General features: G+C 42.2%; 14 protein-coding genes and 1 pseudogene. 14 read left to right on the plus strand and 1 reads right to left on the minus strand.

Going from position 1 to position 20814, the window contains the following annotated elements:
• The first annotated feature begins 338 nt into the window (after positions 1–338).
• The 13 genes and pseudogenes from ACRQ5D_RS19850 to ACRQ5D_RS19910 all read left to right on the plus strand — a co-directional run bounded on the left by ACRQ5D_RS19850 (position 339) and on the right by ACRQ5D_RS19910 (position 13293).
• The gene (locus ACRQ5D_RS19850) at positions 339–1637 is read left to right on the plus strand and encodes an IS110 family transposase (RefSeq protein ID WP_431199432.1); all 1299 of its coding nucleotides are present in this window, start codon (positions 339–341) and stop codon (positions 1635–1637) included.
• 228 nt (positions 1638–1865) lie between these two features.
• Positions 1866–2456, plus strand: coding sequence for a TetR/AcrR family transcriptional regulator (locus ACRQ5D_RS19855; protein WP_091176408.1), 591 nt, complete (start codon positions 1866–1868; stop codon positions 2454–2456).
• A gap of 141 nt (positions 2457–2597) precedes the next feature.
• Entirely contained in the window at positions 2598–3452 is an 855-nt protein-coding gene (locus ACRQ5D_RS19860; protein WP_091176405.1) for an oxidoreductase, read from the plus strand.
• 61 nt (positions 3453–3513) lie between these two features.
• Complete coding sequence (locus ACRQ5D_RS19865) at positions 3514–4233, plus strand: SDR family oxidoreductase (RefSeq protein WP_432329815.1); 720 nt, start codon at positions 3514–3516, stop codon at positions 4231–4233.
• A gap of 151 nt (positions 4234–4384) precedes the next feature.
• A complete protein-coding gene (locus ACRQ5D_RS19870; RefSeq protein ID WP_090524524.1) occupies positions 4385–4726 on the plus strand; it encodes an ArsR/SmtB family transcription factor in 342 nt (113 codons plus the stop codon).
• Complete coding sequence (locus tag ACRQ5D_RS19875; RefSeq protein ID WP_432326355.1) at positions 4707–5063, plus strand: SRPBCC domain-containing protein; 357 nt, start codon at positions 4707–4709, stop codon at positions 5061–5063. The genes ACRQ5D_RS19870 and ACRQ5D_RS19875 overlap by 20 nt, the downstream gene beginning before the upstream one ends.
• A gap of 449 nt (positions 5064–5512) precedes the next feature.
• On the plus strand, positions 5513–6121 hold the full coding sequence (locus tag ACRQ5D_RS19880) for a GIN domain-containing protein (protein ID WP_091176400.1): 609 nt from the start codon (positions 5513–5515) through the stop codon (positions 6119–6121).
• A 116-nt stretch (positions 6122–6237) separates the two neighbouring features.
• Positions 6238–6960: a head GIN domain-containing protein gene (locus ACRQ5D_RS19885; RefSeq protein WP_091176397.1), complete on the plus strand. Its 723-nt coding sequence runs from the start codon at positions 6238–6240 to the stop codon at positions 6958–6960.
• Positions 6961–7049: 89 nt separating this feature from the next.
• The gene (locus ACRQ5D_RS19890) at positions 7050–8033 is read left to right on the plus strand and encodes a c-type cytochrome (RefSeq protein ID WP_091176395.1); all 984 of its coding nucleotides are present in this window, start codon (positions 7050–7052) and stop codon (positions 8031–8033) included.
• Between the two features lie 470 nt (positions 8034–8503).
• The gene (tig, locus tag ACRQ5D_RS19895) at positions 8504–9862 is read left to right on the plus strand and encodes a trigger factor (protein ID WP_091176391.1); all 1359 of its coding nucleotides are present in this window, start codon (positions 8504–8506) and stop codon (positions 9860–9862) included.
• Positions 9863–10208: 346 nt separating this feature from the next.
• Positions 10209–10937 (plus strand): ATP-dependent Clp protease proteolytic subunit, encoded by a 729-nt coding sequence (locus ACRQ5D_RS19900; RefSeq protein ID WP_090524532.1) that lies wholly within the window; start codon positions 10209–10211, stop codon positions 10935–10937.
• A gap of 169 nt (positions 10938–11106) precedes the next feature.
• Positions 11107–12344 (plus strand): annotated as a pseudogene (gene clpX, locus ACRQ5D_RS19905) (ATP-dependent Clp protease ATP-binding subunit ClpX).
• Positions 12345–12435: 91 nt separating this feature from the next.
• Complete coding sequence (locus tag ACRQ5D_RS19910; protein ID WP_091176387.1) at positions 12436–13293, plus strand: AMP nucleosidase; 858 nt, start codon at positions 12436–12438, stop codon at positions 13291–13293.
• A 90-nt stretch (positions 13294–13383) separates the two neighbouring features.
• Here the strand turns inward: ACRQ5D_RS19910 and ACRQ5D_RS19915 are convergent, their stop codons facing one another.
• On the minus strand, positions 13384–19281 hold the full coding sequence (locus tag ACRQ5D_RS19915) for a carboxypeptidase-like regulatory domain-containing protein (RefSeq protein WP_091176384.1): 5898 nt from the start codon (positions 19279–19281) through the stop codon (positions 13384–13386).
• A 170-nt stretch (positions 19282–19451) separates the two neighbouring features.
• Between ACRQ5D_RS19915 and ACRQ5D_RS19920 the strand changes: the two genes are divergently transcribed.
• Positions 19452–20813 carry a cystathionine beta-synthase gene (locus ACRQ5D_RS19920; RefSeq protein ID WP_091176382.1) on the plus strand — a complete coding sequence of 454 codons (1362 nt, stop codon included), beginning with the start codon at positions 19452–19454 and terminating at the stop codon, positions 20811–20813.
• Position 20814 lies beyond the last annotated feature (1 nt).

Raw genomic sequence — 20814 nt, forward strand, 5'->3', positions numbered from 1 at the left:
GTAGCCGCCTTGAAAGGGGCGGCTTTTTTTGTTGTCAGTTGCGTTGTAAACGCAAACCCAGGTTACGCACCCGTCGCAAATGAGCGCCAGATCATAAACTAAAAACGACTGTCATTCTGAGTGTTTAAATCCGTGGCCTCTGAAGGTGAAATGACATAGATTTGCTGAACCGTGCAGTGTGGCCGACCGAGTTATAGTGCTTATTGCCTGTTGCTGAGTATGGTTCCGAAGCAAGAGTCTGAAGGTATGGTACGATCCCTTGTGTGGGTGATTTGTCCGATGGGTAGCCTGTCTTTTCTTTAAACTCCTTCGGGCACGGTTTAAAAAGCGTTATAAGTATGGAAAAGATGCATTTTCATGCGGCAGGTATAGATATTGGAGCCCGCAAGGTATTTGTGGGTCTTGAAGGCCAGCCGGTTCGTTCGTTTGAGACTTTCACCAGTGATCTGGTATCACTTAAGAACTATTTATTGGAGCATAAGGTAAGTACAGTGGCAATGGAAGCCACAGGAGTATACTGGTATGTACTTTACGATATTCTTTTAGATGGGGGATTGGATGTGTGGCTTGTTGACGGAAGACAGACCCGCCAGTTACCAGGCAGGAAAACAGATGTAAAAGATTGTCAGTGGATACAGCAATTGCATAGTTATGGCTTGCTGAACCGCTGTTATGTATCCGAAGGTCATATCAAAGAATTGCGTAGTTATCAGCGCCTTCGTGAAGATCATCTTCGGAGTGCGGCCATGCATGTGCAACACATGCAGAAGGCCCTGATAGAAATGAATATCCGTTTGCCGGAGGTATTAAGCCAGGTCCATGGAGTAAGCGGGATGGCGTTAATCGATGCGATACTGCAAGGCGAGCGAGATCCTGATAAGTTGTTTTCACTTTGCCATAAAAAGATCAGGGAGAATAAAGGGGAAGAGCTATTGAAAGCCCTGCAAGGTCATTATACAGCGCAAGGGCTTTTTTCATTAGGTCAGGCCTATAAGGCTTATGGTTTTTATCAAGGCCAGATAATGGAATGCGACAGCCAGATTGATAGTGTTTTACAACGGATCAACAGGGATAAGAACCTGCCGCCGGGAATAAGCGAAGGAAAACGCAAGGCGATCCGTCACAACAAACCTCATATCAACAACCTGGGAGATCATCTGTTAAAAATATTTGATGGTAAGGATGCAACTAAACTTCCGGGTATTACAGATTACAACTGGTTACAGTTATACACAGAGGTGGGTTCGGATCTTAGCCGATGGCCAAGTGAAAAACATTTCACAAGCTGGCTTGGTTTATCTCCCGGCCAGGACCGTTCAGGGAAAAAGAACAAAAGTAAAAGTAAGGGTAAACCGGCCGTTGGGCAAATATTCAAACAAATGGCCCATGGATTATTGAACAGCAAGTATATCGGCTGGGGTTCATTTGCAAGAAGATTAAGAGGCAGAAAAGGTCCGGCAATAGCTATTAAAGCAACGGCCAGAAAACTGGCCGCTCAATACTGGCGTTTAATTGTAAAAGGAGCCGACTTTGTGGAAAAAGGGCTGCAAGCCTATGAAAATATCATTAAGGAACAGAAACAAAGGCGATTAGAAAAACTCGCCTTTGAATTAAATAGGGAACTTGTACCTGCTTAAATTATTATGTCATGGGTAGGTCCTCGAAGCATGGTGGGCGAGGCCTCTGCGCGCGACCCTCCGACAAGCTCAGGGTCACAGGCCTGTTATTCATAATGTAATTTTACCTTCAGGGTCCGCGGATTTAAACATTTACAAACCCTTCCTTCATCCTAATGTCATCAAACAAAATATAATTTCTATTTTAGACTTTTTAGTCGAATTTTGATTCGTTAAACAAAAACAACAATGGGCAAAGCAGAAAGAACCAGGCAATTCATTATCGAGACGGCAGCGCCGATCTTTAATGAAAAAGGTATAGCCGGTACTACCATTGATGATATTTTGGCGGCAACAAAAATGGCTAAAGGTGGGCTTTATGGTCACTTTGAAAGCAAGGACGAAATTGCCAGCGTAATGGTTAATTATCTGCTCGATAAATTGAGCGACAAAGTAAACACTGTTATGGCTAAAGAAAAAACAGCCATTAAGAAAATCCATGCCTTTATTGATATATATAAAGACCCGATAGATTCATACATAGAAGGTGGCTGTCCGATACTTAATTTTGGTGTTGAGGCCGATGATAATAATCCTGTCCTTAAACAGAGACTTAAAGCAATGATTGAGGCAGGGCAGAAGGACTTTGTTGAGATCATCAATAAAGGCGTTGCTGATGGCGAAATATCCCCTGAAATAAACGCCGCAGATTATGCACTCAAAATGTTTGCACTGCTGGAAGGCGGGATGCTGGTATCAAGGGTTACCGGAAGCAGTAGATATATGAACAGCCTTGTACGCATGCTTAAAACCGAATTAAAAGAATACGAGTTGAAATAATTTTTTTGATTGATAACAGACTTTTTGGTCGTTTTTAATCAGAGGCAATGAAGATAAATACAATAACCGGGAACGGGTTTTTTTAATGACAAAAACGACTAAAAAGTCTAAAAAATAAAGCACAATAAAACAAACAACATCATGAAAACTCAAAAAGTAATATTAGTAACCGGCGCTTCAAAAGGCTTTGGTTTAGAGATAGCAAAAACAGCATTGGCCGCAGGTGATAAAGTAATAGCAACCGTGCGCAGCAAAGCCGATCAGCTTGCCACCTCATTAAATGATAATCCTAACCTATTGGTTGTTACTATGGATGTAACCAATGAAGCACAGGTTAAGGCTGCAGTTGCCGAAGGTTTGCTCCGTTTTGGTAAAATAGATGTGGTAATCAATAATGCAGGTTACGGCATTGTGACTGCCATTGAAGAAGCTACAGATGCCGAAGTAAAGGCACAGTACGAAACCAATGTATTTGGCCTGCTTAACGTAGTGCGTGCTGTGTTACCTCATCTGCGCGCCCAAAGATCAGGTCATATCATCAATGTTTCTTCCCTGTTTGGCTTTGATGCCATACCTGGCTGGGCTTTATATGGTTCTACAAAATTTGCGGTTGAGGGAATTTCAAAAGGCCTTGCCGTTGAGCTTGCACCGCTTAATATTAAAGTAACTGTGGTGGAACCGGGTTTGTTTAGCACCGAGTTCTTGAGTGCCGAATCATACAGCGCCGCAAAAAACGTCATTGATGATTACGCTGCTACTGTTGGCCCAATGAGGGCAGGAGCAAATCAGCTACATGGTAATCAACCTGGCGATCCAAGAAAACTAGCCAGGGTGGTAGTTGATATCGCTCATAATGAAAACCCTCCGCTGCACCTACCTATTGGTAAAGATGCTGTAGGCATGTATAAAGCCAATGCTGAAAAAACAAGCGAAGAAATTGATCAATGGATTGAAGTATCAACCGGTACCGACCATGATCATGTTGCAGCAAACTAATTAATCACACCATTCACTCAACAATAAATAAAAATATCATGTCAATAAAAAAATAGCCTTAATTACAGGCGCAAATCGCGGTATAGGTTTTGAAACCGCCAAACAATTAGGAGAAAAAGGTGTGGCCGTTATAGTGGCTGCCCGTAAACTAAGCGCTGCCAAAGAAACTGCGACCCAATTAACCGAACAAGGGATTGAAGCATACGGCGTTCAACTGGATGTTACCAATGCCGGTGAAAGAAAAGCAGTTGCTGCTTACATCGAAAAACAATTTGGCAAACTGGATATCTTGGTAAATAACGCCGGTGTCGGTCCTAAAGAAGATGATCTTTTTGTTAAAAAGACCGTTGCTACAACCGCCGATGAATTTGAATATATCTTTAATACCAACCTGTTTAGCATTGTATACCTTACTAACGAGTTACTTCGGCTGCTTAAAAAGAGCGATGCCGGTCGTATAGTTAATCTTTCAAGCATTTTAGGTTCATTGACATTGCATGCAACTGAAGGTAGTCCGATAGCTGATTTTAAACGTTTATCATACGCTGCATCAAAAACAGCTCTGAATGTGTTTACCGTTCTTTTGGCCGACGAGTTGAAAGGCACTAAAATTAAAGTAAACTCGGCCCATCCGGGTTGGGTACAAACAGAACTGGGTAGCGTTGAACATGCACCCATGACTGTTCCTGACGGCGCCAAAACCAGTGTTGAACTGGCACTTATTGGCGAAGATGGCCCTAACGGCCGTTTTATTCACCTGGGGGAAGAACTGCCATGGTAAATTGAACTGACCTCAAATTGTTTTCTGGAGCGTCGTTACCTTTAATAGGGTGGCGACGTTTTTTGTTTTTTATTGAATAAAACTATTTTCAAAAAATACTTGCGCAAGCAAATGCTTGCATTTATATTTGCAAGTGCTTACTTGCGTAATTATGAAAGCCAGACGAGATGTTTACCAGGCGATAGCCGACCCCACCCGAAGAGCGATTATCAATATGATTGCTGCACAGCCGCATAACGTGAATGCGATAGCTGCAAACTTTGATGTTACACGGCAGGCAATTTCACTGCATATCCAGATCCTGGCCGATTGCGGTTTGATAAACGTTAAACAGCAGGGCCGCGATAGGGTCTGCGAAGCCCGGCTTGATCAGCTTGGCGAAATATCAGTTTGGGTTGATCAATATCGCCAGCACTGGGAAAATAAATTGGATAATCTTGAGAAATATGTAGTAAACCTAAAAAATGAAAGAAATGGAAAACAATCAAAGTAGCACTGCAGATCGTGAACTGCGCTTAACCAGAACTTTAGATGCCCCGGTTGAGCTGGTATGGGAAGTTTGGACCCAACCCGAACATATTGCCCAGTGGTGGGGGCCCAACGGCTTCACTAATACCATTAGTAAAATGGAAATTAAACCTGGAGGAGAGTGGGATTTGGTGATGCATGGCCCCGATGGGACAGATTATAAAAATAAGAGTGTATTTAAAGAAGTTATTCCACTTAAAAAGATAGTATACGAGCATGTCAGCAGTCCGAAGTTTGTTGCAACCATTGAGTTTGACAGAACGGGGAGAGCAAACCTTTTTGAGCTGGCACATGCTTTTTGAAACGCATGAGCAGTTTGTACAGGTAGTAAAAACATTTAAAGCTGATGAAGGCTTAAAGCAAAACATCGAAAAGCTGAACCTGTATTTAAAAGGTGTGAGGAAGGGATAAACTCTATCGGAGGTGACATAGATATCTTCTTTTGTTAATGTATAAAGCGTTATTGAACAATAACGCTTTTTGCGTTTATAGCAGCCCCAATTAAAGAGGGTTTCGAATGGCATTAATAGCATTGCCGTCATCATTTTTCATCTGCACATCTGAAATCTGCATATCTGCGCACAAAAATTCTTCCGCTGTTTACCGATGTAATTCCGCTGTTCGCCGACTAAAACCCGGTGTACATCTAATTAGCCCGAAATGCCTGTAACGTTTTAAAAATGGGGGCGTCTTATCTGTGTATTAAATGAAATAGAAACACAAATAATTGACAATCAAAATATTAATTATCATGAAAACTACAATATTAACAATCGCAACCTCTTTAGTTTTAGCACTTGGAGTATCAACTGCAGCTAACGCAGCAACCAAAAAAGATAACGGCGCAGCCGTAGTTTTAAACAACGTAAGCAAGATCAATAAGATCGAAGTTCGCGGTAACGTTGAAGTATATGTATCTGCCGGCGATAACGACAATGTTAAAGTTTATAACCAATATTACTCAGAAAGCGCATTGGTACAAAACAACAACGGTACCTTACGTATCACCTCGTACAAAAACGAAAAACTGGTAGTTTGGGTAACTGCAAATGATCTTAAAGCTATCAATGCTTATGACAATGCCGAAGTTAAATCATTCGGAAAACTTGCAGCCCTTGAGCTTAACGTTAATCTTTATGACAATGCATCTGCTAAATTAAATGTTGATACTTATGCTGCAACAGTAAACGTTAATGACAAAGCTAAAGCCGAGTTTACCGGTACTGCCGATGTTTACACTCTGAACCATACCCGCGAATCATTTGTAAATAATAACGCATTTGCAGCCGTAAACTTTACAGATAAGGTAACCAACGCTCCTGCTAAATACACCGTTGAAAACGAATTTGCAGGTCTTTAATATCTTACTTTTACAAAAGTCCATCATATATTCAAAAGCTATCATCTAAAATGTGATAGCTTTTTTTAATTTTGATGTAACACTAAACTGCCAACCGGCGTCATAACATCAAAACCATGAAAAAATACCTTTTTACCTTCACTATAGTAAGTGCTTTTGTAGCTACCGGCATATTATCATCATGCAATTATAGATGTGTGCACGGCTCAGGAAATCAAACTACGGAAAAGCGCAAGGCCGAAGATTTTAAAAAAGTTGAGATCTCGGGCGCTTTTAAAGTACACCTGAAACAGGATAGTTCGTTAACTATCGATATCAAAGCCGACGATAACCTGATCAAATATATTTCAACTTCGGTTGAAGGTGGTGTATTACATATTAAATCAAAAAAGAATTTCTGCGATCCTGGTGATATGGTTATTAACATCGGCGTGAAAAACCTTGAAGAAATTAAAGCTTCGGGTGCGGTTGAAGTTAATTCTAATGGCAAGGTCAACGCTAAAGATTTCAAGCTTGATCTTTCAGGTGCTACTAAAGTTACGCTTGACCTTAACGCGGCCAATGTTTCAACCGATGGCAGTGGCGCCACAGAAGTACACCTTACAGGCCAGGCTGCATCGCACAAAATTGACCTGAGCGGAGCCGGTAAAGTAGACGCCTTTGATTTTGTTGTTGGTGACTATGATATTGAAACATCGGGCATTGGACATTGTAAGATCAATGTGCTTAAAACACTGAATGTGCATACCAGTGGTGCTTCCGAAATTGAGTATAAAGGTTCCCCATCTACCGTGAATAACGATAAATCGGGTGCTTCATCTATCAAAAAAGTTGACTGATCGACCTTATAATAATTAACGGAGAGGCCGGGGATATAACTAATTCGCGGCTTTTTTGATTTTACAACCTATCACTAGTAAAAATTTGAATGAAAAAGTTTTTAAAATGGACGGCCTATACAATTATAGCGCTTGTTCTTGTTGCTGTTGCCGGCGTCTCTTACATAACCCTGGCATTGCCTAATGTGGGCCAACCCGAAGCTATTAAAGTTGATGCCACGCCACAACGCATTGCCCGCGGCAAGTATCTGGCCAATAATGTAACGGTTTGTCTGGATTGTCATTCTATCCGCAGTTGGGATAAATTTGCAGGCCCTTCAGATTCTACAGTTTCCGGTGCCGGCGGTGAAAAATTTGATGCTTCAGCAGGTTTCCCCGGCACGGTTTATTCGCCTAATATTACTCCTTTAAACCTAAGTAACTGGACTGATGGCGAAATCTTCAGGGCAATGACCACTGGTGTTAAAAAAGATGGGTCGGCTATATTTCCGATAATGCCATGGCCTTATTACGCAAAAATGGACAGGGAAGACCTTTATTCCATTATAGCCTATATACGCACCTTAAAACCGAGCGGCAAAAATTATCCGGGTCATCAGCTCGATTTTCCGCTGAATGTTATTGTGCATACCATGCCGCAAAAAGCTGCGTTGGGTAATATCCCAAATCCGGAAGACACTGTTAAATATGGAGCCTATTTGCTTAACGCCGCGGCCTGTAAAGAATGCCACACGCAATCAGATAAAGGTAAATTGAACGAGGCTATGGCTTTTGCCGGCGGACAAGGTTATATAGTACCCGGTGGAAGCAAAGTGTTTTCAGCTAATATTACGCCCGATAAGGAAACAGGCATTGGTAGCTGGACAAAAGAGCAATTTGTAAGTCGCTTTACTCAATTTGTCAATGGTAAAATGCAGCCGGCACCGGTAAAACCGGGCGAATTTCAAACCATTATGCCGTGGTGGAGATATGGCAGCATGAAAGTGTCCGATCTGGAAGCAATTTACGCTTATTTGAAAACAATAAAGCCCATCAGTAACCACGTTGTAAAATTTGAAAGGAATGGGAAATAGATTGGGGGTTGGTTGGGTTTAACGCCCGGTTTGATGGGTAGTGCGGTTAGCAGTGTTAGGGATTGCAGCGGAAAGCCCACGGCGTTGTGTAGGCCTACGCGCGTGGGCCTGGGCGAGTATTTGCAGCGTGATCCCGGGCCGCAGGCAACGCCCATATTATGGTCTGAATCCGAATTTATTGAATTAAAGAATGTACCAGAAATGATAGGCAAGTTCGCTTGTTTTCAATCAATTTTAAAAAATGGTTTAATTCGGGTTCACACAAACACAGGTTCAGACAAATTTATATGCTATTATTATGTTGCCCTGCCGTTAAACCCTTTTAAAAGCTGCTTCATTTTCCTTGAAAACAATATAAAATCAAGCGCTAATTAAAAATAAATTCATACTTTTGCGCCTCGAATTTTGTATAGCACGGATTAGGTTTTAGGCTATATTTCAAAGGATTAAATTAAATACCCGGTAAAAAGATGAATATTACACAGGAAAAAATTAATGACCTGAACGCAGTTGTTAAAATTAACATCAACCCTGAAGATTACCAGCCACGTGTTGAAAAAGCTATAAAGGAAAACGCTAAAAAAGCAAAAATTCCTGGTTTTCGCCCGGGCATGGTGCCTGCATCGCACATCAAAAAAATGTACGGCAAAAGCATCCTTGTTGATGAGATCAACAACCTGTTACAAGATACTTTAAATAACTATATCGACGAGCAAAAACTGGCTGTATTGGGTCAGCCATTGCCTGCTGCAGATGATAACAAAGAATACAACTGGGATTTTGCCGATAACTTTGAGTTTAGCTATGAATTAGGTTTAGCTCCTGAGTTCAGCATCGACTTTTCATCAAAAGATAAATTAACCCAATACGTAATCAAAGTTGATGACGAAACGCTGGCTTCAAGGATCAAAAATATCCGCCGCAGCTATGGCAAAATGACAAATCCTGACGTATCGGCAGATGATGACGTTCTTTACAGCGAATTGGTTCAACTTTCGGCCGATGGTAGTGTTTTTGAGGGTGGAATAACCAATACAGCGTCTGTACGTTTAGATCAGATCAAGGATGAAGCAATCAAAGCTTCACTGATCGGTTTGAAAAAAGGCGATGTGTTAACATTCGATATTCGTAAAGCTTTTGATAACGACGCAGCTAAAATTGCCGGTTTATTGAAAATTGAAGAAGACGATGCAGCTGATTTAAGAGGCGATTTCCAATTAACTGTTAAAAACGTTAACCGTTTAGAGGAAAGTGATCTTAACCAGGAGTTCTTTGACAAATTATTTGGTGAAGGTACTGTAACTACCGAAGAGGAGTTCACAGCTAAAATTACTGAAGAACTTGAAAGCATGATGGTTCAGGATGCCGACCGCAAATTGCAGGACGACATGTACAAACTGGCTATCGCTAAAGTTGATTTCGCCCTTCCTGATGAGTTCCTGAAACGTTGGTTAAAAGCAACTAACGAAAAACTGAGCGACGAGGAATTAGAAGGCGGTTACAACGATTTTGCTCAAAACCTGAAATGGACTTTGATTGAAAACAAGATCATTACTGATAACACAATCGAAATTAAATATGAAGATGTGTTTGAATTAGCTAAGATCCGTTTAGATCAGCAGTTCAGGATGTACAGCCCGACTGCTATCCCTGAGGATCAATTAGGCCAGTACACTGTTCAGTACCTGCAAAACAAAGACAACGCTAACAAGATATTTGAAGAGGTAAAAGCATTAAAGGTATTTGATTATATCAAAAATGTGATCACTTTAGATAAGCAGGATATCCTTTACACTGATTTCAGTGCATTGGTTACCGCAGCACAGTAAGCAGTTTTTCAATCGCCCTGAAAAGGGATAGATTTTATAGCATATTCACCAAAAGCAACTCAAAAGGTTGCTTTTGGTGTTTTATGTGTCGTTAAGATTATATGTCATTGCTTCGTCGCTACGCTCGCAATGACATAAGAGAGTATCTGCCCGATGTTGGTATTTTCACCAACATCTTCCTGCCGACTCTACTGTTAGTTTTGACCAAAAAAATCAGGTTTAGTCACGTAGGCCTCATCAAAAAATTACGTAATAAAAACTATCTTGCAAAAAATCTATTGAACTAAAAACTATATTTATCGCGGGTAAGACGCCCGCATTTCCTAACGAACAACAAACAAAAACCATGAGCAGTAATATCGATAAAAACGAATTCAGAAAATATGCTGTTAAGCATCACCGTATTAACAGCCTTTATGTAGACAAATATATTGCAGGTGTTGAAAGAGGCAATATGCCAACAGGTGGTATCACTACCGTACCAACCGGTATGACACCATACATCCTTGAAGAACGCCAGCTTAATGTACAGGCCATGGACGTGTTTTCACGTTTGATGATGGACCGTATCATTTTCCTGGGCGATGCTATTTATGATAATATTGCAAACATTATCCAAGCTCAGTTGCTATTCTTACAATCGGCTGATGCTAAACGCGATATCCAGATCTACATTAACTCACCAGGCGGTTCGGTTTATGCAGGTTTAGGTATCTATGACACTATGCAGTTTATATCAAATGACGTGGCTACCATCTGTACAGGTATGGCGGCGTCAATGGCTGCCGTGTTGTTAGTAGCCGGTACTGAAGGTAAAAGGGCAGCGCTTCCGCATGCAAGGGTGATGATCCACCAGCCATCAGGCGGTGCTCAGGGCCAGCAGTCGGATATAGAGATCACTTATCAGGAGATCACTAAATTGAAAAAAGAACTGTACCAGATCATTGCCGATCACAGCGGTGCACCTTACCAAAAAGTTTGGGATGCATCTGACCGTGACTACTGGATGATTGCAGAAGAAGCCAAAGAATTTGGTATGGTTGACGAGATTTTAAGAGGTAACAAAGGGAAATAATTCTTGAAAGTCCGGATTCCGATAAATCGGAAAGTCTGGATGTTTGGAATGTTAAAAAGTTATTAAAGTCCGGAAGCTGAGCTGCTTCCGGACTTGCTCACTTTCCCGACTTACGGGCAGGATTTTTTTTGCCACTAATTTTTTAACTTTGAGTAAGAAGATAAATCAGATGAATAAAAACAGCAAAGAGATCAGGTGTTCATTTTGCGGTGCCGGTAAACAGGATTCCCTGATGTTAATAGCAGGACTTGATGCACACATTTGTGATAAATGTGTGAACCAGGCCAATGAAATATTGGCTGAGGAGTTGAAGGTACGTAAAGTGAAGTCATCGCCTCTGGCGCCGGCCTTGCTTAAGCCATCAGAAATGAAGGCACATCTTGATCAGTATGTTATTGGGCAGGATGACGCCAAAAAGATACTTTCGGTAGCTGTATATAATCATTATAAACGCTTAAATCAGCGTATTGATAAAGATGAGGTTGAGATTGAAAAATCAAACATCATCATGGTAGGTGAAACAGGTACGGGCAAAACCCTGCTTGCCAAAACACTCGCCAAAGTACTTAACGTTCCATTTTGCATTTGTGATGCTACCGTGCTAACCGAAGCCGGTTATGTAGGGGAGGACGTTGAAAGCATCCTGACCCGCTTACTGCAATCGGCCGATTATGATGTAACCCTTGCCGAAAAAGGTATTGTTTACATTGATGAGGTTGATAAGATAGCCCGTAAAAGCGATAATGCTTCTATCACCCGCGACGTATCCGGAGAGGGCGTACAACAAGCGCTATTGAAAATATTAGAAGGTACCATGGTTAACGTACCACCACAGGGGGGCCGTAAACACCCGGATCAGAAAATGATCACGGTAAATACCAGTAACATCCTTTTCATTTGCGGTGGAGCATTTGACGGTATTGAAAGAAAGATCGCCAATCGACTGCGTACCCAAACTGTTGGTTACAAGTTTAAGCACGATGAGGGTGATATTGATACTAAAAACTTCTATAAGTATATTACACCGCAGGATTTGAAATCATTTGGTTTAATCCCTGAGTTGATAGGCCGTTTGCCGGTGCTTACCTACCTCAACCCGCTTGATAGAGAAGCATTGCACAATATCCTTACCGAGCCTAAAAACTCATTATTGAAACAGTACAAAAAACTGTTTGAATATGAAGGTGTAAAGCTTGATTTTGAAGACGAAGTATTGGAGTTTATTGTAGATAAAGCAATGGAATTTAAACTTGGCGCGAGGGGTTACGCTCAATATGCGAAGCTATCATGATCGATGCTATGTTCGAGTTTCCATCCAAAAAAGATGTGAAACGTTTGAACGTAACTTTGGATTACGCACGCGAGAAGTTTGAAAAATCTGATCTGAAAAAGTTAAAAGTAGCTTAACGCACAGTATATAAGCAAACACTTATATTTATTAAAAAATAAAGCGCGCCCTGGTTATCATGCCGGGGTTTGCTGTATAAAAAGAAATCATATGAACGAAGAATTAAACATTAAAAAGGACGGAGATGCCTTACCACCGCCGGTGAAAGAAGTGCAATCGCCCGTAAAATCAGGATTAAAAACAAAAGAAGCAATTGTAGCTAACTGGCTGCCGCGCTATACCGGCAGGCCTCTTGAAGCATTTGGCGAGTATATTATCCTTACCAATTTTTCAAAGTATATCCAGCTGTTTTCGCAATGGAATGATAACGCGCCTATTATGGGGCTTGAAAAGCCAATGCAAAGCGTTACAGCAAACGGTATTACTATTATTAACTTTGGTATGGGCAGTTCGGTGGCGGCTACTGTTATGGACCTGCTCACGGCCATTCACCCTAAAGCTGTCATATTTTTGGGTAAATGCGGAGGCCTTAAGAAAAAGAACAACGTAGGCGACCTGATCCTGCCGATAGCCGCCATTCGTGGCGAAGGTACATCCAACGATTATTTACCTCCCGAAGTGCCTGCTTTGCCGGCATTCGCGTTGCAAAAGGCTATCTCAACTACCATTCGTGATTACTCACGCGATTACTGGACCGGTACCTGCTATACCACTAACCGCCGCGTTTGGGAACATGATAAAGTATTTAAAAAGTACCTTAAAGATCTGCGTGCCATGGCTGTTGATATGGAGACTGCAACCATCTTTACAACCGGCTTCGCCAATAAGATCCCTACAGGTGCGCTGCTGCTGGTATCAGATCAGCCGATGATCCCCGAAGGTGTTAAAACCGCCGAAAGCGATTCATCAGTAACCGAGCAATTTGTTGAAACACACCTGCATATCGGTATCGAATCGTTAAAGCAGTTGATCAATAACGGGTTAACGGTTAAGCATTTGAAGTTTTAAGTTCATTAGTTCACTGGTTCATTAGTTCATTTGTCTTAGCAAGCGCTAAACAAATGAACCAGATACCAATGAGCCAAGCATACCAATGAACTAATGAACAAATGAACCAATGACAATCTGTTTCATCCCCTCTCTGCCGTAAAATACCGGGAAATACATCAGTTCGGCTTTGGCCGGATTTAGGGTGTATTTGCCGTTGTAACGGGGGATGAGGTTTACGGTGAATGTATATTTGCCCTGTTTAAGACTGCGGCAAAATATACTTACCTTCTCCTTAAAATATTCGCGGTGTACTTCATTATTGTCCCATTGCTGCTCCTTGCTTTCGTACGAGCATCCGGCAGGTATCGGGATCTCTATCATCACAAAATCAGCATCGCCGCGGGCTGTTACTTCTGCTTTTAATAATACAGGTTCACCGCCTTTCAGGGTGGTTATTGTTTTTTCCTTACGCTCAAACCAGGTATTTACTGTAAAATCTTTACTCACTTTTTCGGGCTTGCTGTTCCAGAACTGCTGGTAGCCGGTAATGTACACAGGAAGACTGCCGGTTTTGCTGATACTGATCGTTTTATCAGTTAGCGTTGTCGAATAAGGGAATTTGTCGATCGTTTTTGTATCTGTGCCTGTAAGCGTGATCTGCGATGGTTTGACCTGTTTATTTTCTGTCAACAGATCTGGCAGAATAGTTTCCAGTATCAGCGCCGATTCATAAGTATTACGCCAGTCACCAAGCCGGCGTTGTTCAAGGAAGTAGCCGCGGATCTTGGTTAGTAGCTCGGGATGCCTGCCTTCGTTTTTGATAATGCGGTAGGCTAATACACTCAACTGTACCGAATTGTCAAAAAAGCGATAACCGTCTTCGCCCCAATATAAGTTACCGAACATAGTATGTTTGCTTGTGTTGATTAAACTGTCCATTTTTATGGGTAGGGCAGATTCCTGCCGTAATAACATCATTCTTAACTTATCATACCCTGACAATTTGTAGTCGAAGGTTTTTTGATCCTTAGCCTGCTCTTTTTCAATGCCTGTTACATACTTCTGGTAATCAACTTTCGCTCCCAGTTTATGAAGTAACTGAAGGCAAAGTATTTTGTCCCTGCGTTTGTAACTTTCAAGCTGAAAGACGAGATAGTCGGTTAATTTTTGTTTATCCAGTTCAACAGCGTAGCCCTCTTTTTGGGCATCTACAAGCGCTTCTACTACATGCAGACTGATCCAGAGTTCTTCGTTACTATCCTTCCACCAGCCCCAGGTGCCGTTACTTTTGCGGTTTTCCTGTAGTTTTTTAATTACGTCTTTTATATTTCTCTCGTATTTAAACTCTTCGCCCAAAAACTTTTTAATGCGCCGTTCCATGAGCAGGCCTTTCAATTTTGAAGCCAGCTGCTCATTGCATAGATACTTGTACTCCCTCAGCTTGCGGGTTTCTTCAGTCAACGCGGGCAATACAGAAGCCTCTGCCCGGAAAGTAACAGGGCCCAAAGCCGGATCAAATTTCATGTTCACTGTGGTATCGCGGTCAAGTGCTTCAAAAACTCCTTTGGTTTCTTTAACCCCCTGGGGCATCACCGGGATACTGCGCTGCTCGCCGTCAAAATAGCCGTTATCCCGTTTAATGGTATACTCAAAAGTGAGGCTGTCGGTAGGAGCGATAGAAGCAGCGGCAGCAGCAGTAATAGTAAGTGTGTCAATTTTGGAGTTTTTAACTTCCAGTTCCTCCTGTTTCAGGGTTTGTCCGTTGTATTTAAAAATACGGGTAAGCTTTGCGGAGGTATTATTATAGTTCATCACCTTGCCAATCAGGTTCATTTCATCGCCGGCTATGGCAAATTGCGGCGCAATGAAATTGGCGCTTAAAGGTTTATATGATTTGATGCTGCTTTCGGTAAAGCCGGTTTGCCTATTGCCGGTAATGCCGATGATAAACGTTCGCCAGTTGGTGATATCATCAGGGTAAGTAACCATAAAGCTGGCTTTGCCATGCTCGTCGGTACTGAGTTTAGGCTGCCAGTAGGCGTAGTCTGAAAAGTTTTTACGCATGGTTTGCGTGCTGCCGGTTTGTGTGCTGTCGGCCCCTTTGCTTCCGGCCAAACCGGGTTTAGCTTTGGTTCTGATCACGATGACGCCATTTGAGCCCCGGGCACCGTATATTGCCGTGGCAGCGGCGTCTTTCAATACACTAATTTCTGCAATGTCATCTTTATTTACGTCAGATAGCTTATCAACAATTTCGCCATCCACCACAATCAGCGGCTGGGCCGACGGTAATGATGCCATTCCTCTAATCATAATATTGATACCGCCTCCGGGCCCGCCATCGTTTATATTCAGACCGGCAACCCTCCCCTCTAAGGAAGATACCATTGCCAACGCGCCCGTGGTCTCACTTCTTTTTACCGCACCATATCCAATAACCATAACCTCCTGCAATAATTTTGAGCTTGGTTTTAAGGTTATCCTGACAGTTGCCCCGGGTTGTATGTTTAGCTCCTGCGTGTCGTAGCCTATAAAGCTTATAATGAGCTTGCCGGTTTTGGGAACTTTTAATTTAAAGCGCCCGGCTAAATCCGTGAGTGTGCCTGTTGATGAACCTTTTACCTTTATGGTTACACCGGGCACAGCTAATTTATCATCGCTGGCGATAATTGTTCCGCTCATCATGTCGCCGAAAGTACCGGTATCAAGATATTTATCATTAAAGGCCTCTTTTATTTTCAGGGCATCGTTTTCTATTTCGCGGTCACCGTGATTATAGCTGCCCGTCCTGTTATTGATAATGTTGCTGATCCGAACACCTACCGAATCTTTAACATGCGTGGGCAACACCGTAAAGTTGTAAAAATTAGTGCCGCCTGTTTTTATGGTTACATTTTCTTTAATATCATAACTATCGCCCTTAAGTAAAAATAAAAGCCTGTACCTGCCGGCGTTTAGGTTATTAATGTATGTGGTATTGCCGGGATAGATCAATAAAAAGTCCGGGTCATCATATTTATAAACGATCAGGTTTTTAACCAGCAGTTTTTTGCCCTTAGGTTGATCGATGCTCATACTTAGTTTACCTGTTTCGCCCGTAATAACGGGGTTTACAAAAAGTGATTGCGTGTTGCTGCGCAGGTCAAGATATTGCTGCCAGATACTTTCGGCCTCAGGTTGGGTAAGTACCTGCTGTGTATAATCATCGGCAGGGCCGTGGTATGAAGATAGTATGGGATTGAAGGGATAGGCAGCAGCGATGCTTTTTTGTTTGATAAGACCGGGCTCAAACTGAAAAGAATAGCCTGGTTCGGTAACAAAATATCGCGAACCACTGCCCTGTACATCTAAATTGGCAAAGTTTTCGACCGAAGGACCTATGAGTACGCTGTTGTTCCGGTAACCATAGTTCGGGTCGGGATTGATCATGAATACCTTTTCGTTTTGGGTAAGGAGGGCCATCTTCCAGCCAAAATTATTGATAACGGTAATCAGGTAACGGTTGATGAAGTCGCTTTCATAGGTACTCAATGTATCCAAAACCTTTGTTGAGTGCGCATTATCAGCATTAATGCTGAAGATCAGCTTTTTCGATTTTTGTACATCTACACTATCTACCCAAATGTTTTGATGGCTGGTCCTGAACCGGAACATGTGCCTGCCCGGCGATACCGCGAAACTGTAGCGTTTAAGCTGTTGTGTTTGGTCAAAGTACACCGGCCGGTCATCAATATAAAGGATGTGTACGGGCAATACATCGCCGTTTTTAATCACAAAAGGCGCTACCTGGGTTAGCGAGTCTTTAGCATCTTCTTCAACCCGGTAAATTTTTTCGGGGTGAGTAAACTGGTAGTAGGCAATACTGTCAAGCCCCATTTCTTTACTCCAGCGCTTCCAGTTGAGCTGTAATGAACCATCGCCATTTATATTGCCGGTATTAAAACCCATTTTTTGCTTGCGATACGGAAAACCTTTGTCAAGGTATGGCACATACGGCGCCTTGTAGTCGGCAAACTTACTCGTCATTGACCAGGCCGTTAAATCAGCATTGGCTACGGGCTGGCCTTTGGCATCGGTAACCACGATGTCGGTTTTAGCTTGCTGCCCGGGATAAACCGACACTGGCTGACGAGCGTTGATGGTCAGCAACTTATCGCGGTACATGATATCGGTGGCTTCGGTTTTGCTTTCACCCGCCCAGATATAATGCACCTGAAAGTTTAGGAGGTTTTGATCATTATAAGCACGTACATAAAACAGGTTATTGGCCTGCCCTGCATCAATTAATTTGTTGCCGCCAAATACCGAATACCAAAAATGCAGGTGCCGCGGGTTGTCAACCTTTACAAACACCGAATCGGCGGTGCGGTAGCCCGATAGCGAGATGCCGGCGTTATTATCTTTTAGGTCGAGGTCGGCATAGGCGCTGTCTGTTTCGATATTGTAACTATCGGCATAAGGATTGATGATGGTTTTTGCCGGGAGCATTACCCTGACCCTGGTTATGGTATCATACTTTGCGTTAAGGGCGCTGATGGTAGCCATAGCATTTACGGCCTTTCCATTATCAAAGGCGGTACTTATTAGTGTATCACCGTTTAACTTGGCGGTAATACTAAACCGGCTGTACCGGTAACTCATATCGTTATTGGCCGATTGCTGTTCGTTATTACTGTTCAGAAATTCTGAATTAATGGTGTAAGTAATATCTGCCTTCGGGAAAATAGAATCGGGGATAATTAGCCTGGTTTCACCAACCGGGTCAAGCTGTAGTTGGTGTGTCCAAAGCTGGTCGGGCACAAAAGTGTAGTTTTGCCTGCGCATACCGGTGCCACGGGTATTGAATGTAACAGTAACCCTGCCATCCGTAACCGGCAGGTTATTTTCGTCAACTGCTTTTAAATATAATGTAGCCGGATTTCCGGGCCCGTGTTTTTCTTTATCAATCCTGGTGCTGAAGGTTATTGATTTAAGCTCGTATTCTTCATATTTAAACCGGCCCGTCAAAAAAACCTTGCGTTTGGCTAAAAAGCCCTGATCGTCATCGCCTTTATAATCGTCAAGTTTGTACTTTTCGCTTGACTGATCTTCGAGCGAGATGGTATAATCTTCATCAAGTGAAAGGTCGAGGCTATCAGTAAGAGCAAAGCTATATTCATAAGCTCCTTCGCGGTAACTGTTTACTTTGCCTATGATCTTACCGTCATCCTCATACCGTTCTTTGAGCCGTACTAAAAGCTGAGCTGTGGTTACAGGTTGTTTTGTTTTTTTATTTAAGATGATCGCCTTGAATTTTACCGTATCGTGTGGTTTATAAATGGCCTTGTTAAATACAATGAAGCCTTCATAATTATCTGCGGGCTGGCGGCTGTAATATTTATCGTGTCCCTTAAACAGGTTTTTAAAGCGTTTCCAGGCAGCTTTAAAAAAGCTCATATTGCGATACGGATTGTAATGATAATAAGATGAGCGCTGCTGTTTTTTTATAACGTAATAGTTGGTAACGCCCGCGTAATCAACTTTTAGTATGGTATCCCTTTTTGAAGGATTAGCTATATACAAGCCGGCCTTTGAATCATAAGTAACGGTATGATTGTCAAACTGCACTAAAGCGTTGTTAATAGCTTTGCCTGCCTGGTCAACCAAAATAAAGCGGAGGTCATAGTTATTAGCCAGCAGTTTTAAATTGGCCGAGCGGTTTTCGATAAGCGAATAGCTTAGCACGTTCTTTTTGGCCACTACTTTCAAATAGTTGCCGAGAAGGAGGGTATTGTTCCATTTATCGTTTGTTTTAAACGAGTCAATGGGGTTGTGTAATATTTGCTCGTCAGGTTTTTTACGCGGGTAGCGGTAAAATTTAAACACATCGCCGGCCGTTATTTTATATATATAAGTATAATAACTGCTTTGCCGGCTTGGGGTAAGCGGCTTTTGCCCAAATGCGGCAGTTATACAAAAACTTAAGAAACTAAAAAATAATAACGATCTTTTTAGTGTTGCCTGCATGTTTAGGTATGTTTTGTGGTAATTACCACCGGTTTGAATTTATTACATTTATGCTTGTGTGTTTATAGGATGCAGATCTATTTACTTTTCCATAAAAGAAATATCATTTAAGAAACTTATTTTTGAGGCGTAACCCTGCTTTATATACCGGGTTAGTAGAGATTTAAATTATGTGGTACAACAACATACTCGATACCATTGGCAATACGCCGCTGGTAAAACTGAATAAAGTAGCAAAAGACATTCCAGCTACTGTTTTAGCCAAGATAGAGACAACCAATCCCGGCAACTCCATTAAAGACCGTATGGCCCTTAAAATGATTGAAGACGCCGAAAAAAGCGGTAAGCTTAAACCCGGCGGTACCATTATTGAAGGCACATCGGGCAATACCGGTATGGGACTGGCTATCGCGGCCGTTATCAAAGGCTATAAATGTATTTTTACCAGTACCGATAAACAGTCAAAAGAAAAGTTTGATGCTTTGCGCGCCTTTGGGGCCGAGGTAATTGTTTGCCCTACTAACGTGGAACCTGAAGATCCAAGGTCATACTATTCGGTATCGTCACGCCTGGAGCGGGAAGTCCCTAACTCATGGAAGCCCAATCAGTATGATAACCTGAGCAACTCGCAGGCGCACTATGAAAGTACTGGTCCCGAAATTTGGGAGCAGACTGAAGGCAAGATCACCCACCTTATTGCAGGTGTTGGTACTGGTGGTACTATATCAGGTATTGCCCGTTATCTGAAAGAGAAGAACCCTGCCATACAGATTTTAGGTATTGATACTTATGGTTCGGTATTTAAAAAATACAAGGAAACAGGTGTTTTTGATAAAAACGAGATCTATCCATATATCACCGAAGGTATTGGCGAAGATTTCCTGCCACAAAACGTTGATTTTAGCCTGATAGATCACTTTGAAAAGGTGACCGATAAGGATGCCGCCCTCATGACCCGCGAAATTGCCCGTAAGGAGGGGATCTTTTCCGGTAACTCAACAGGCTCAGCCGTGGCTGGTTTGCTGCAGATGAAGGATAAGTTTAAAGAGGGCGATGTGGTGGTGATCATCTTCCCGGACCATGGCACCCGCTATCTTGGAAAAATGTATAATGACGACTGGCTGCGCGACCGTGGTTTCCTGAAAGACGAGAAACTTACCGCCCGCGATATCATCAGCAAAAAAGATGTACAGGAAATCATTACCATTGATTGCGAAAAGAGCGTGCTTGAGGCTATTAATACTATTAAATCGCTCAATATCTCTCAAATCCCGGTTACGCAAAAAGGTATGGTAATTGGGAAGATCACCGAGAGTGATATCCTTGATTCGCTGATCGAAAACCCTTCAATCAAATCGCAGCCGATCAAAAACATTACCACAGCTCCGTTCCCCTTTGTTGATCTGAATACTTCGATAGACAGGATCTCGGCGATGATCAATAAAGATAATATTGCTGTGCTTGTTGAAGACGGGGAGGGTAAAATCGAGATTATTACCCAGTATGATATTATAAACGCTATATCAGCTTAGC

Source organism: Mucilaginibacter sp. P25, from assembly GCF_050859465.1.
In the GTDB taxonomy this organism is placed as follows: Bacteria; Bacteroidota; Bacteroidia; order Sphingobacteriales; family Sphingobacteriaceae; genus Mucilaginibacter; species Mucilaginibacter gossypii.